The organism is Pseudomonas sp. 2, assembly GCF_056627435.1.
Window position 1 is genome coordinate 24,667 of record NZ_JBWXNG010000002.1, and the last position, 14,727, is coordinate 39,393.

General features: G+C 63.0%; 13 protein-coding genes. 4 read left to right on the forward strand and 9 right to left on the reverse strand.

The window, feature by feature from the left end; translation table 11 throughout:
• Positions 1-252: 252 nt before the first annotated feature.
• Positions 253-1,326: an AI-2E family transporter gene (locus AC1MEK_RS03100; protein WP_480394803.1), complete on the reverse strand. Its 1,074-nt coding sequence runs from the start codon at positions 1,324-1,326 to the stop codon at positions 253-255.
• A 55-nt stretch (positions 1,327-1,381) separates the two neighbouring features.
• Positions 1,382-2,443 carry a DUF2066 domain-containing protein gene (locus AC1MEK_RS03105; protein WP_480394804.1) on the reverse strand — a complete coding sequence of 354 codons (1,062 nt, stop codon included), beginning with the start codon at positions 2,441-2,443 and terminating at the stop codon, positions 1,382-1,384.
• A gap of 312 nt (positions 2,444-2,755) precedes the next feature.
• On the opposite strand from AC1MEK_RS03105, the gene purM reads away from it, so the two are divergent.
• The 4 genes from purM (at position 2,756) to AC1MEK_RS03125 (ending at position 5,830) form a co-directional block, all read left to right on the forward strand.
• Positions 2,756-3,814, forward strand: a complete 1,059-nt coding sequence (gene purM / locus AC1MEK_RS03110) for a phosphoribosylformylglycinamidine cyclo-ligase (RefSeq protein WP_480394805.1) — start codon at positions 2,756-2,758, stop codon at positions 3,812-3,814.
• Positions 3,815-3,822: 8 nt separating this feature from the next.
• The gene (purN, locus tag AC1MEK_RS03115; RefSeq protein ID WP_480394806.1) at positions 3,823-4,476 is read left to right on the forward strand and encodes a phosphoribosylglycinamide formyltransferase; all 654 of its coding nucleotides are present in this window, start codon (positions 3,823-3,825) and stop codon (positions 4,474-4,476) included.
• 34 nt (positions 4,477-4,510) lie between these two features.
• On the forward strand, positions 4,511-5,227 hold the full coding sequence (locus tag AC1MEK_RS03120) for a DUF3108 domain-containing protein (RefSeq protein ID WP_480394807.1): 717 nt from the start codon (positions 4,511-4,513) through the stop codon (positions 5,225-5,227).
• 411 nt (positions 5,228-5,638) lie between these two features.
• Positions 5,639-5,830 carry a hypothetical protein gene (locus AC1MEK_RS03125; protein ID WP_480394808.1) on the forward strand — a complete coding sequence of 64 codons (192 nt, stop codon included), beginning with the start codon at positions 5,639-5,641 and terminating at the stop codon, positions 5,828-5,830.
• Between the two features lie 189 nt (positions 5,831-6,019).
• On the opposite strand, the gene AC1MEK_RS03130 is transcribed toward AC1MEK_RS03125, so the two are convergent.
• The 7 genes from AC1MEK_RS03130 to AC1MEK_RS03160 form a co-directional block, all read right to left on the reverse strand.
• Positions 6,020-6,562 carry a DUF2058 domain-containing protein gene (locus AC1MEK_RS03130; RefSeq protein WP_480394809.1) on the reverse strand — a complete coding sequence of 181 codons (543 nt, stop codon included), beginning with the start codon at positions 6,560-6,562 and terminating at the stop codon, positions 6,020-6,022.
• Between the two features lie 32 nt (positions 6,563-6,594).
• On the reverse strand, positions 6,595-7,428 hold the full coding sequence (gene mazG / locus AC1MEK_RS03135; RefSeq protein WP_480394810.1) for a nucleoside triphosphate pyrophosphohydrolase: 834 nt from the start codon (positions 7,426-7,428) through the stop codon (positions 6,595-6,597).
• A gap of 124 nt (positions 7,429-7,552) precedes the next feature.
• Positions 7,553-9,796, reverse strand: coding sequence for a GTP diphosphokinase (gene relA, locus AC1MEK_RS03140; RefSeq protein ID WP_480394811.1), 2,244 nt, complete (start codon positions 9,794-9,796; stop codon positions 7,553-7,555).
• A 160-nt stretch (positions 9,797-9,956) separates the two neighbouring features.
• Positions 9,957-11,312: a 23S rRNA (uracil(1939)-C(5))-methyltransferase RlmD gene (rlmD, locus tag AC1MEK_RS03145; RefSeq protein WP_480394812.1), complete on the reverse strand. Its 1,356-nt coding sequence runs from the start codon at positions 11,310-11,312 to the stop codon at positions 9,957-9,959.
• The gene (gene cysM / locus AC1MEK_RS03150) at positions 11,312-12,214 is read right to left on the reverse strand and encodes a cysteine synthase CysM (protein ID WP_480394813.1); all 903 of its coding nucleotides are present in this window, start codon (positions 12,212-12,214) and stop codon (positions 11,312-11,314) included. The genes rlmD and cysM overlap by 1 nt, the downstream gene beginning before the upstream one ends.
• A gap of 243 nt (positions 12,215-12,457) precedes the next feature.
• Positions 12,458-13,837, reverse strand: coding sequence for a histidine kinase sensor domain-containing protein (locus AC1MEK_RS03155; protein WP_480394814.1), 1,380 nt, complete (start codon positions 13,835-13,837; stop codon positions 12,458-12,460).
• A complete protein-coding gene (locus AC1MEK_RS03160; protein ID WP_480394815.1) occupies positions 13,830-14,561 on the reverse strand; it encodes a response regulator transcription factor in 732 nt (243 codons plus the stop codon). The genes AC1MEK_RS03155 and AC1MEK_RS03160 overlap by 8 nt, the downstream gene beginning before the upstream one ends.
• Positions 14,562-14,727: the final 166 nt, after the last annotated feature.

Sequence of the window (14,727 nt, forward strand, 5' to 3'; positions counted from 1 at the left end):
ACGAACCGCCAAGGGGCCTCTGGGTAAAGTGTGCAAAGTTTATACCTGCGCGGCGGGTCACACAATGTGTCAGACGGCCTGCAAAATCAAAGGGTTGCGTCTAGCCCGTGCCAAGACGCGGATTGCCCGGATTTCGACAATCCGCTGTAGGAGCGAATTCATTCGCGAAATTGGGTCAGACGCCAAAGGTGCATCGGATGCACCGGCCAATCGCGAATGAATTCGCTCCTACAGAAAGATCCGTTTGCGACGTCACAAATCCGGATCCTCCATCCCGCCGTAGATATCCGAATCCTTGTACAGATCGTGCACATGCCGCACCAGAACCATGATCACCGCCGCCACCGGCAGGGCCAGCAGAATCCCGGTAAAGCCGAACAGCTCGCCGCCGGCCAGGATCGCGAAGATCACCGCCACCGGGTGCAGGCCGATGCGGTCGCCCACCAGCAGCGGCGTCAGCACCATGCCTTCCAGCGCCTGCCCGACCATGAACACCGCGACGATGCCCAGCATCGGATACAGGTCACCGCCGAACTGGAAGAAGCCCGCCAGAATCGCCGAGCCGATGCCGATCACAAAACCCATATAAGGCACGATGGCCGCAAGGCCCGCGATCACGCCGATCAACAGGCCCAGTTCCAGCCCCACCAGCATCAGGCCCGCCGCGTAGATCACGCCCAGGGCGACCATCACCAGCAACTGCCCGCGAATGAACGCCCCAAGCACTTCGTGGCACTCATCGGCCAGCGCGACGATTTTCTTCTCGCGATGACGCGGCAGCAGGCTGCGCACCTTGGCCATCATCACGTCCCAGTCGCGCAGCAGGTAGAAGCACACCACCGGGATCAGCACCAGGTTGGTCAGCCAGCCGATCAGCGCCAGGGTCGAGGTGGTGGCCTGGGACAGCACGATGCCAACGATGTCGCCCGTCTGGCCCATGTGCTCGGAAATCGCCGCCTTGACCTTGTCGAACTTCCAGAACCCTTCTGCCAGCCCGAGCTTGGCCTGCGCCCACGGGAACGCGGTGTGCTGCAGCCAGTCGAGCATCTGCGGCGCCAGCTCGTACAGCCGGTACAGCTGTTTGGCCAGCATCGGCACCAGCACCAGCAGCAGGCCCATGAAGATCAGGGTGAAAAACAGGAACACCGTGACCACCGCCCAGGTGCGCGACATCTTGAGCTTTTCCAGGCGGTCCGCCAGCGGGTCGCCCATGTAGGCCAGCAGCAGCGCCACCAGAAACGGCGACAGAATCGCATGCAGCAGCCAGACGAACAGACACAGCAGGAGTACCCCGCCGATCCAGAACCAACGACGCGTATCAGTCATTACCGCCCCTCGAAACCCAATGGATATGCTTCATGCAACGTCGCTCTGATCCCGCTTACCAGCGAAAGTGCAGTGTCTGCGTAGCCGGTGCTGGCGCAGGAGCCGGTGCGGCACTCGGCGCGGCAGGCACCTGAGCGGCATCGACCGGCGCCTGAGCCACTTCACCGGCCGGCACTTCCTGCAATTTGGCCAGCGACAGCTGCGAGCGCAGCTGATCCGGGCTGCCGCTGACATCGAACACCACGCGATCAGCGTCGACCGACTTCAACCGGCCACCGAAGGGCTCCAGCAGACGGCCCAATTGCGCGTAACGTTCAAGGCTCATGCCCGACACTTCCAGCGCCATGCTCGACGACGCGCCGGGCTTGACCACGAAGCGCGGCGCCAGGCGCTGACTCACGGCCAGCAGCACTGAATCGGCCAGCTCCGCCTGGCTGGCACCGCTGGCGCTGCCCTGCTCGGATTTATCGCCCAGCCACAGGTGCCATTTGCCCTGCCACTGGCCGCCGTTCTCCTGCGCGTGCACGGCCAGAATCGCGTCGGAGCCATAGCGTTCGGAGGCTTGTTTCAAAGGCGTGACGTCGTTGCCGTCCAGGGTCTTGGCGTTGCCGATGCCCTGCTCGCTCAGGTCGGCCAGCGGCAGACGCAACGGCAGGCCACGGTGTTGCGCAGCGCGGCGCAGTGGCTCGGCCGATGGCTGACCGTCGCCCACCAGGTTGGCGCCGTCGGTTGCGTCATTCAGCCACCAGGCCATGATCACCGGGCGATTGGAGCCCCACAGCGAAAGCCCGGCCTGACGCAGCGCGCGCTCGGTACTCGCCGGGTCGAAATCCACCTGCAGCGACTCGGGCGGGCCGGCGTCATAGCCATATTGGCTGATGATCTGCTGCGGGTCCTTGCGCACCTCGGCCAGGCCCGGGCCCTGCGCGGCTTTCGCATCGCCGGTCAGGCGGATGACCAGGGTTTCCAGCGCGGCCTGGGTGGCGCGGGTTCTTTCGTCCGGCGTTTGCCCGCTGACCGGCTCGCGCACCTGATACAGATTGTTCACCGTCTCGGCCAGGGCCGGGAGGCTCATGAGGGACAGACAGCCTGCGAACAGGCAGTTTTTCAGGCGCATACAAAATCCCCAAGCGATGAATATAAATGCTTATAAATAGCTGCATAAAAAATGGCTGGCTCGACTCTGACCGCGCGCGGTGCGAATCGCTCACCTGTCGGGGCGAAGTTACACCTAATTTGCCTGCCGACGAACGGCCAGGCCCGAGAAACCGGGTTATTTTTTCTTCATCATGGCCCTGCCCGTCGGCCCAAGGATGGCCGCTTGGGCCCAACCCTGATAAAATCGCGCGCCTTCGCAGACCGGCGATGACACGGCCCCGCGCCGTCGACCTCGGTCGTTACCCCGAATCCCCCCCTAAAGGCCTGGATCATGAGCAAGCAACCCTCCCTGAGCTACAAAGACGCCGGTGTAGACATCGACGCCGGTGAAGCATTGGTCGAACGCATCAAGAGCGTCGCCAAGCGCACCAAGCGCCCGGAAGTGATGGGCGGCCTGGGGGGCTTCGGCGCTCTGTGCGAAATCCCGGCCGGCTACAAGCAACCGGTCCTGGTCAGCGGCACCGACGGCGTCGGCACCAAGCTGCGCCTGGCCCTGAACCTGAACAAGCACGACAGCATCGGCATCGACCTGGTCGCCATGTGCGTGAACGACCTGGTGGTCTGCGGCGCCGAGCCGCTGTTCTTCCTGGACTACTACGCCACCGGCAAGCTGAACGTCGACACCGCCGCTCAAGTGGTGACCGGCATCGGCGCTGGCTGCGAACTGGCCGGCTGCTCGCTGGTAGGCGGCGAAACCGCTGAAATGCCAGGCATGTACGAAGGCGAAGACTATGACCTGGCCGGCTTCTGCGTCGGCGTGGTGGAAAAGGCCGAGATCATCGACGGCTCGAAAGTCGTTGCCGGTGACGCCCTGATCGCCCTGCCATCCTCGGGCCCGCACTCCAACGGCTACTCGCTGATCCGCAAGATCATCGAAGTCTCCGGTGCCGACATCGAGAACGTCCAGCTGGACGGCAAGCCGCTGACCGACCTGCTGATGGCGCCGACCCGCATCTACGTCAAGCAACTGCTCAAGCTGATCAAGGAAACCGGCGCGGTGAAGGCCATGGCCCACATCACCGGCGGCGGCCTGCTGGACAACATCCCGCGCGTGCTGCCAGAAGGCGCGCAAGCCGTGGTCGACGTGGCGAGCTGGACCCGCCCTGCCGTGTTCGACTGGCTGCAAGAGAAAGGCAACGTCGACGAGCACGAAATGCACCGCGTCCTGAACTGCGGCGTCGGCATGGTCATCTGCGTTGCCCAAGAGCACGTCGAGGCGTCCCTGAACGTCCTGCGTGACGCGGGCGAGCAGCCTTGGGTCATCGGCGAGATCGGCGTTGCTGCCGAAGGCGCTGCACAAGTCGAGCTGAAGAACGTCAAGGCGCACTGATGCCTGACATGCGTGAACCTTGTGATGTAGTGGTGCTGCTGTCCGGCACCGGTGGCAACCTGCAGGCGATGATCGACAGCTTTCAGGACAACGCGGGCCCGGCTCGCATCCGCGCGGTGATTTCCAACCGCGCCGATGCCTACGGGCTCGAGCGTGCCAGAAACGCGGGTATCGATACCTGCGTGCTCGATCACACCGTATACGAGGGTCGCGAAGCCTTCGACGCGGCGCTGATCGAGGCGATCGATGCCTTCGCGCCGAAGCTGGTGGTACTCGCCGGCTTCATGCGCATTCTCACTCCCGGTTTCGTGCGTCATTACCACGGCCGCCTGCTGAACATACATCCGTCATTGCTTCCGCGGTATAAAGGCCTGCACACCCACCAGCGCGTGCTGGAGGCTGGCGACGTCGAGCACGGCTGCAGCGTGCACTTCGTCACCGAGGAACTCGATGGGGGGCCTCTGGTCGTACAAGCTGTTATTTCGGTAGAGTTGCACGACACGCCAGCGTCTCTGGCGCAGCGGGTTCACAGCCAGGAGCACCTGATTTACCCAAAGGCCATCCGCTGGTTCGCCGAGGGCCGTCTGGCCCTGGACGCACAGGGCGCCTTGCTGGACGGCCAGCCACTGGGACCCACTGGACACCTGATACGGGCCAGCTGATTCGGGCCTTTTACTATTGAAACCAGGAGATTCTATGCGTCGCGCTTTGCTCTTCGCTTTCGCCCTGTTCGCACTCCCTGCGGTCAACGCGGCAGACCTTCAACCGTTCTCCGCCAGCTACACCGCTGACTTCAAGCAACTGCCCGTCGGCGGCGGCAGCGCCACCCGCAGCCTGGAAAAGAACGCCAACGGCAGCTGGACCCTGAGCTTCAAGGCGTCGATGATGATCGCCAGCCTGACGGAAGTCAGCACCCTGAAATCCGAGAAAGACACCCTGCTGCCCCAGACCTATCACTTCGAACGTGGCGGCCTGGGCAAGAGCAAGACCGTTGACCTGGATTTCGACTGGTCGACCAAGTTCATCACCGGCAAGGATCGCAACGATGCGATCAAGATCCCGCTCAACACTGGCGTGCTCGACAAATCCACCTACCAGCTCGCCCTGCAGCACGACGTGGCCGCGGGCAAGAAGAGCATGAGCTATCAGGTGGTCGACGGCGACGAAGTCGACACTTATGACTTCCGCGTGCTGGGTTCGGAAAAGGTCGACACCAAGGTCGGCTCGGTCGACGCGATCAAGGTCGAGCGCGTGCGTGACCCGACGCAGAACAAGCGCATCACCGTGATGTGGTTCGCCAAGGACTTCGACTACCTGCTGGTGCGCCTGCAACAGGTCGAAACCGACGGCAAGGAATACAACATCATGCTGCAGGACGGCACGGTGAACGGCAAAGCGGTCAAGGGCAGCTGATTGCCCTGATCCTGCGCTGCACAAGAACCCCGCCCCTTGGCGGGGTTTTTTCATGTCCGGACGGAAACATCGAACCCCTGTAGGAGCGAATGATCGTTCAGGCGATGAAGATGTGTCGGGTGGAATGGCCATTCGCGAATAAATTCGCTCCTACAGGGAATCTTCATCGTCTGCGTCCGCCAATTTCGCGGCGCTGGTTGTTCCCCGATCCAACATGAAACATTCTTCACCCCTGCGCCCAGGCTGCGACAAAACGCCACAGCCCCATTAAAAACAGGCACTTGCCGACTCTTTCCGTTTCGGAAAAAAACCTTTACCAAAACCGTTGGTTTACTTAGCAAGCTACCCAATTTTATAAAGAAGCCACTGCGACGTCCTGCCGCAGATATCAAAGAGTCAGGAGTTTTCAATATGACGGTAACGGTTACTGAACGCGACGAAGCGCACAAATCCCATGAAAGCATCGCGGATGGCATTCAGATCTGGGATGTACGCCAACAAGACCAATTGGTCGGGATGTTCCACCACGAATCGGACGCTCAGCGTTACGCAGCGGAGCTCGCGGAACTGGAAGCCAAGAAGGCAGCGAGCCCATCGCAATAACGGAATCGCAACAAAACAAAACCCGCCATCAGGCGGGTTTTGTCGTTTTGTCAGATGCTGACAGCTTTCTGTGGGAGCCGGCTTGCTGGCGAAAGCGTCAGGTCAGACACCACAACATTGAATGACCCACCGCATTCGCCAGCAAGCCGGCTCCCACGGCCTTCGGCCAGAATCAAATTCCGACTGGCGTTACCACATCAGATCGTCAGGGATCTTGTACGCGGCATACGGATCGTCGCCATCCGGCTCTTCGGTCGGCTCGCTGAGCAGCACGATGCGGCGCGGGTCGCGTTCCTGGACCTTGAGCGCAGCCTCGCGCGGGATCACCTCGTAGGTGCCGCCGTGGTGGACGATGGCCAGCGCGCCGCTGCTTAGCTTGCTGCGCATCAGCGCATTGACCGACAGGCGCTTGACCTTCTTGTCGTCGACGAAGTTGTAGTAATCCTCGGTGGTCAGCTTGGGCAGGCGCGTGGCTTCGATCAACTGCTTGACCTGGGCGGCACGGGCCTTCTGCTCGGCCTTTTCCTGCTGCTGGCGGTTCAACTCCTGGTCGCGCTTGGCCTTCTCGGCCATGGCTTCCTGGGCAGCACGCTGGCTGGTGTCGTCGGCCACGGCCTGGCCCTTGTGCACCAGACGCTGTTCTTTCTGCTTGCTCTTGGCGACCTGCTTGGCCTGTTTCTCGTTGACCAGACCTGCCTTGAGCAACTGGTCACGAAGGGAAATACCCGCCATCTGTCTTCTCTCTCTTTGCCTGATACGTCAACTCAGCCGCAGTCGGGCGAGTGTTTTTCCTGGCGCTTGGCTTCGCCCCAGAGCGCGTCCATCTCGTCGAGGCTGCAATCTTCGATGGGGCGGCGGGCTTCGCGCAAGGCCTGTTCGATAAATCGGAAGCGTCGCTCAAACTTGCCGTTGGCGGCGCGCAGGGCATTCTCCGGGTCGACCTTCAGATGCCGGGCCAGATTGACCACGACAAACAGCAGGTCGCCGACTTCTTCGCTGATCGCCGCATGGTCATTGTCGGCCATGGCTTCGAGGACCTCATCGAGCTCCTCGCGCACCTTGTCGATCACCGGCAGCGCTTCGGGCCAGTCGAAACCGACCTGGGCGGCGCGCTTCTGCAACTTGGCCGCACGGGACAGCGCCGGCAACACGGCGGGCACGTCGTCAAGCAACGACAACTGTTCAGGCACATGGGCCTTCTCGGCGCGTTCCTCGGCCTTGATCTCTTCCCAACGATGCTTGACCTGATCTTCGCTCAGGCGCGGCGTTTCCAGCGGCGCATAGAGATCGCCGGTGGGAAACACATGGGGGTGACGACGAATCAGTTTGCGGGTGATGCCATCGACCACGCCGTCGAACTCGAATCGCCCCTCCTCCCGCGCCAGCTGGCAGTAATACACCACCTGAAACAGCAGATCGCCCAGTTCGCCGCGCAGGTCATCGAAGTCCCCGCGCTCGATGGCATCGGCCACTTCGTAGGCCTCTTCGAGGGTGTGCGGCACGATGGTCGCGTAATTCTGCTTCACGTCCCACGGGCAGCCGTATTGCGGGTCGCGCAGGCGGGCCATGAGGTTGATGAGGTCTTGAAGTTGGTACATAAGGTTCCGATCCTGCCTGAGACGACACCGCCCCGTAGCAGCACGGCTTGCCGGCGGGGACGTCCTCAAGATCGCTCCCGCCGGCAAGCCGTGCTGCTACGTCGCTATGTGTCGCCTGCCGAAGTCATGGTGTGCGATTACGCCGCGTCTCGATGATGTTCGGCAACTGCGAGATGCGCCCCAGCAAGCGGCCCAGCGCGTCCAGCCCGGGGATCTCGATGGTCAGGGACATCAGCGCGGTGTTGTCTTCCTTGTTCGAGCGGGTGTTGACCGCCAGCACGTTGATGCGCTCGTTGAGCAGCACCTGCGAGACGTCGCGCAGCAGGCCGGAACGGTCGTAGGCACGGATGATGATGTCCACCGGGTAGGTGAGCACCGGCACCGGACCCCAGCTGACCTGGATGATCCGCTCCGGCTCGCGCCCGCCCAGCTGCAGCACCGAGGCGCAGTCCTGACGGTGAATACTCACGCCGCGTCCGAGGGTGATGTAACCGACGATGGCATCGCCCGGCAACGGCTGGCAGCAGCCGGCCATCTGCGTCATCAGGTTGCCGACGCCCTGGATCTGGATGTCGCCGCGCTTGCCCGGCTTGTAACCGGACGCCTTGCGGGGGATCAGCTCCAGCTGTTCGTTGCCACGCTCCGGCTCGACCAGCGCTTGCGCCAGATTCACCAGTTGCGCCAGACGCAAGTCACCGGCGCCCAGCGAGGCGAACATGTCCTCGCTGGTCCTCATGTTGGCTTTCTCAGCAAGCCGGTCGAAGTCCACCTGCGGCAACGCCAGGCGCAGCAGCTCGCGTTCGAGCAGGACCTTGCCCGCCGCGACGTTCTGATCGCGGGCCTGGAGCTTGAACCAATGGACGATCTTCGCCCGGGCGCGGGAGGTGGTGATGTAACCCAGGTTCGAGTTCAGCCAGTCGCGGCTTGGCGTGCCGTGCTTGCTGGTGATGATCTCGACCTGCTCGCCGGTCTGCAGGCTGTAGTTGAGCGGCACGATGCGGCCGTTGATCTTGGCGCCCCGGCAGTTGTGGCCGATCTCGGTGTGCACGCGGTAGGCGAAGTCCAGCGGGGTCGCGCCCTTGGGCAGGTCGATGGCGTGGCCGTCGGGGGTGAACACGTAGACCCGGTCCGGTTCGATGTCGACCCGCAGCTGTTCGGCCAGGCCGCCGATGTCACCCAGTTCCTCGTGCCATTCGAGCACCTGACGCAGCCAGGAGATTTTCTCTTCGTAATGGTTGGAGCTGGATTTGACGTCGGTGCCCTTGTACTTCCAGTGGGCGCAGACGCCAAGCTCGGCCTCTTCGTGCATGGCGTGGGTGCGGATCTGCACTTCCAGCACCTTGCCCTCGGGGCCGATCACCGCGGTGTGCAGCGAGCGGTAGCCGTTTTCCTTGGGGTTGGCAATGTAGTCGTCGAACTCCTTGGGAATGTGCCGCCACAGGGTGTGGACGATCCCCAGCGCGGTGTAGCAGTCGCGCATTTCCGGAACCAGCACGCGCACCGCACGCACGTCGTAGATCTGGCTGAATTCCAGACCCTTGCGCTGCATTTTGCGCCAGATCGAATAGATGTGTTTGGCCCGGCCACTGATGTCGGCGGTGACGCCGGTGGCCAGCAGTTCGTTTTCCAGTTGCGACATCACGTCGGTGATGAAGCGCTCGCGATCCAGGCGGCGCTCGTGCAGCAACTTGGCGATCTGCTTGTACTGCTCAGGCTCCAGGTAACGGAAGGACAGGTCCTCCAGCTCCCATTTGATATGGCCGATACCCAGGCGGTGGGCCAGCGGCGCGTAGATGTCGAAGACTTCCCGGGCTACCCGGTTGCGCTTTTCGTCGCTGGCGTTTTTCACCGCACGAATGGCGCAGGTACGCTCGGCGAGCTTGATCAGCGCCACACGCACGTCGTCGACCATGGCCACCAGCATCTTGCGCAGGTTCTCCACCTGCACCTGGCTGCCCAGCACCAGCGACTGGCGCGGGCTGAGACTGGCGCTGATCGCCGCCATGCGCAGCACGCCATCGATCAGCTTGGTCACGGTGGGACCGAAACGCTGGCTGACGTCCGGCAACGGAATCTTGCCTTCACGCACGCCGCGATAGATCACGGCGGCGATCAATGAGTCCTGGTCGAGCTTGAGGTCGGCCAGGATTTCGGCGATTTCCAGGCCCGTCTGAAAACTCGACGTGCCTTCGGCCCAGAGGTTCTTGGCAGCGTTGTCCTGCTGCTCGGCCTGCCGGGCAAATTCGCAGGCTTCCTTCAACGCCTGGCGGTCCACTGCGAGGTCGACGCTGACCACATGATCCAGCCATGCGTCGAGATTGATACTGCCGTCTGTGTTTATCGGCTGGTGTGCTCTCACCTGTACCATGTTGCTTACCTTCCCTACGGCGCGATGAAATGCGCCTTCAGTCGCCGGCCTTATAAAAGCATACGTGCCTTGCGGGCCATGCAAGGTTCACGTACGCGGGCCAGTCGGATTAAACGAGACTTCCGTGTGAGGCGCTGACTCAACTCCTTGAAACCGCGCCTCACTTACTCGCTTCAAATAACGCCATCGCCTCGACATGCGCTGTCTGCGGGAACATGTCGAGGATTCCGGCACGTTTTAAACGGTAGCCCTGCCTGATCAACTCCACCGTGTCGCGCGCCAGGGTTGCCGGGTTGCACGACACATACACCAATCGTTTAGCGCCCAGTGACTTGAGCTTGCCGACCACCTCGAACGCCCCGTCACGGGGAGGATCGAGCAGGACCGCGCTGAAACCATCCGCCACCCAGGCCGCCTTGTCCAGCGGCTGCGACAGATCCGCCCGATAAAATTTCACGTTATGCAAATCATTGCTCAGTGCGTTGCCGGTTGCACGCTGAACCATGGTATCGACACCCTCCACGGCCACCACTTCACGCACACGCTGGGCCAGCGGTAGAGCGAAGTTACCAAGCCCGCAGAACAAGTCCAGTACTCGTTCGTCTGCAGCCGGTGCCAGCCAGGCCAGGGCCTGCTCGATCATCGCGGTGTTGACCTGGGCATTGACCTGCACAAAGTCGCCGGGGCGATACGCCAGTTGCAGATTCCACGGCTCCAGGCGGTAACCCAGCTCGGCCGAAGGGTCCACTGGCTCAGGCTCGCCTTCGCCGTGCAACCACAGCTGCGCGTCATGGGTCTCGCAAAATGCCTTGAGCGTTGCCACGTCTTTTTCAGCAAGCGGCGCGGTGTGGCGCAGCAACACCGCGTTGGCCGAGCCGCTGAACAATTCGACATGCCCCAGCGCCTGAGGTTTGCTCAAACTGCCGAGCACCGCCGGCAACGCTGTCATGATCGGCTGCAAGGCCTGTACCAGCACCGGGCATTGGTCGATGGCGATGATGTCCTGGCTGGAAGCTGCGCGAAAGCCGACGTCCAGGCGCTTGGCCTTGGCGTCCCAGCGCACGGCGATGCGGGCGCGGCGGCGGTAGGCGTATTCGTCACCGGTCAACGGCGCCGCCCATTCTTCGGGCTCGACACCCGCCACCCGGCTCAACTGCTCGGCGAGCATGCGCTGTTTGAGGGCAAGCTGTTCGTCGTGGGGCATCTGCTGCACGCTGCAGCCGCCGCAACGACCGAAGTGCGCACACGGCGCCGGGCGACGCCGGCTGCTGGGCTGAAACACCCGCTCGGTGCGGGCTTCAACCACCTTGCCGTGGGCGCCCAGCACTCGGGCTTCGACCTCTTCGCCCGCCAGGCTGCCGGCGACGAACCAGGTGCGTCCCTCGATGAAAGCGATGCCGCGGCCGTCGTTGGACAGCCGCTCGATCTTCAAGCGTTGTTTCTTACCGGTAGGGACCTGCGCGGTCCGGGTGCCGCCACTGGGCTGGAAGCGCAGGCCTGAATCACGCTTGGCCATCAGTTGGGTGCATCGTAAATGCCGGTCGACAGGTAGCGGTCGCCCCGGTCGCAGATGATCGCCACGATGACCGCGTTCTCGACTTCCTGCGAGATGCGCAGCATCCCGGCCACGGCGCCGCCCGAGGACACGCCGCAGAAGATGCCTTCTTCGCGGGCCAGACGACGCATGACGTCTTCGGCCTCGGCCTGGGCCATGTCGACGATGCGGTCGACGCGGTCGGCCTGGTAGATCTTCGGCAGGTATTCCTGCGGCCAGCGGCGGATGCCGGGAATCGACGCGCCGTCCATCGGTTGCAGGCCGACGATCTGGATCTCGGGATTCTGCTCCTTGAGGTAGCGCGAGGTGCCCATGATGGTGCCGGTGGTGCCCATGGAGCTGACGAAATGAGTGATGGTGCCGCCGGTCTGGCGCCAGATTTCCGGGCCGGTGCCAGTGTAATGCGCTTCAGGGTTGTCGCCGTTGGCGAACTGGTCCAGCACCTTGCCACGGCCTTCGGCCTGCATGCGGTCAGCCAGATCGCGGGCGCCTTCCATGCCCTCTTCCTTGCTGACCAGGATCAGCTCGGCGCCATAGGCGGTCATGGCGGCCTTGCGCTCGGCGCTGGAGTTGTCCGGCATGATCAGGATCATGCGGTAACCCTTGATCGCCGCGGCCATGGCCAGGGCGATGCCGGTGTTGCCGGAGGTGGCTTCGATCAGGGTATCGCCCTGGTGGATCTGCCCGCGCAGTTCGGCGCGGGTGATCATCGACAGCGCCGGACGGTCCTTCACGGAACCGGCCGGGTTATTGCCTTCGAGCTTGAGCAGCAACGTGTTGCTGGTATTCCCGGCCATGCGTTGCAGACGCACCAGCGGGGTGTTGCCGATGCAATCGGCGATGGTTGGATACTGCAGGGTCATGGCGTGTTCGCGATCCAGACGTGCGGGGGTCGCCTATCATACCGGCAATCGCCGCAAGCCCATATCACGCAAAGTGAGCTTGATATGGCGAAATGGAATAAGCCGTGTTGAGGGAGACATCCCACCACGCCGATTTGCTTCTGGCCGAAGGCCGTGGGAGCCGGCTTGCTGGCGAATGCGATGTATCATTCAACGTTGTGGTGTCTGATCTGACGTATTCGCCAGCAAGCCGGCTCCCACAGGTCATGCGATGACTTCAACCTCGCGCGCAGGCAAACGCATGATCATCCGCAACCCCTGCGCAGTATTCTCGGCCCACATGTCGCCGCCCTGCAAACGCAGGGAATTGCGCGCAATGCTCAGGCCCAGGCCGAAGCCGCCGTCCCCCGGCCGGGCGCCGTCCAGACGAATGAACGGCGCGAAGATGTGTTCAAGGTCGCTGTCGTCCACCCCGCCGCCCTGGTCTTCCAGCCACAGCAGCCAGTCCTCGCCATCGCGCCGCCCGCCCAGGCGGACGATGCCGTCGTCCGGTGAATGACGGATCGCGTTGCGCAAAATATTTTCCAGCGCCTGAGCCAGGGTATTGAGGTGCCCGCGCACCCAGCACTCGCTGTCCAGATCGCAGACCAGTTGCCGCGACGGCCAGCAGCTTTCGAAACAGGCGTTGTCCACCAGCATGTCCCACAGCGCCAGCACCTGAATGTCTTCGTCCGGCAGTTTCTCGCGCTCGGCGTCGAGCCAGGCCAGGTGCAGGGTGTCGTCCACCAGCCGGCGCATGCCGTCGACTTCCCGGCTCAGGCGCTCGCGCAGTTCGGGCAGGCTCTGCTCGGTGTCGCAGGCCACGCGCAGGCGGCTCAAGGGCGTGCGCAGTTCGTGGGACAGATCGCGCAACAGTTGCTGCTGGATCTTCACCGTGGTCTGCAGCCGCGTGGCCATGTGATCGAAAGCGCGGTTGAGCTCGCCCAGTTCGTCCTGACGCGCGGTCATCTGCGGCGACAGCCTGTTGGACAGGCGATCGGCGCGCCAGGCATTGGCTTGCTCGCGCAACTGGTTGAGCGGGCGGATCAACAGCCGGTACAGCCCCACGCACAGCAATAGCGTGAACAGCGCCGGGATGATCACGTTGGTCAGCATCTGCCAGATCAGCGCATGCCGCCCGGGCTTGAAGCGCTCGGGCAGCTCGATGATCAGGCTGCCGATGCTGGGGTCTTCGGGAAACGGGATTTTCAGCCAGGGCGCAGTCTTCTGGCGGCGGCTCATGGGCCAGTCGACACCGCGCATGAAGGTCAGGCGCTGCATCTGGCTGTCGCTGAGCGGCAGGCTGCTCAGCGACTGCAGGTCGCTGCCGATCACCCCGACCCAGCCGGGTTCGTGGCGGCGCACCTCGCGCAGCCAGTCGTCGATGCCCTGCTCCTTGCCCACGTTCCAGGCCTGCTCGGCCTCGGCCGCATAGCTGTTGAGCACGCGGCGTGCCTCGGGCGCAAGAAAGGCGTTCTGGGTTTCGATGTAGCGGCCCCAGTACCAGCTCAGCCAGATCATCAGCAGGCAGAAGCCCACCAGCAAAATGGCCAGGCGCCAGAACAGCGAATGCCTGCCGGGCAGACGAAAACGTTGCTCAGCCATCCACGTCCGCCGCCGTCAGCACGTAGCCCTTGCCCCACACCGTGCGCACTTGCCTGGCCTCGTAACCGATGGCCTTGAGCTTGCGGCGGATCTGGCTGACGTGCATGTCCAGGCTGCGGTCATGCTGGGAATAGCCGCGCTGCAACACATGCTGATAAAGGAACGGCTTGCTCAGCACGTCCTCGGCGCTGCGCCACAGGGTTTCCAGCAGGCGATATTCGCTGCGGGTCAGTTGCGCGGACTTGCCGGCGAACGCCACGTCGCACAGGCCCTCATCGAAGGTCAGCTCGTCCTGGAACGACAGCGTGGCGGGCGTCGCCACGGTGTTGAACCGCCTCTCCAGCTCGACCCGGCGCAGAATCGCCTCGATCCGCACTTTCAGCTCGTCGACGCTGAACGGCTTGGGCAGGTAATCGTCGGCACCGTTGCGAAAACCGGTAATGCGATCCGCCTCCGCACCCAGCGCCGACATCAGGATGATCGGCATCGAATGCTGGCGACGCAGGTGGATGAGGATGTCCAGCCCGTTCATGCCGGGCAGCAGGATGTCCATCAGCACCACGTCGAACGGCTGCTGCTGCGCGCGGGCAAGGCCTTCGCTGCCGTTCTGGCACCAGGTGACGTGAAAGCCACAGCGGTCCAGCTGGTCGTGGACAAAGGCGCCGAGCACCGGATCGTCCTCGATGGCGAGTATGCTGGGGCGTTGAATGATGGCGGGATTCATTGGCGTCTGCGATCAATTCTCAAGGCGGCGATTATTCAAGATTGCGCAAGGGTCGGCAATGGCGATTGATCGGAGTCTGGCGTAGGCATTTTCCGATCGCGCATTAAGCCGGGATTCCCCTGACGCAAGTGGCTACACTGCGCAAACCAAAGGTGCTTCACGTCCG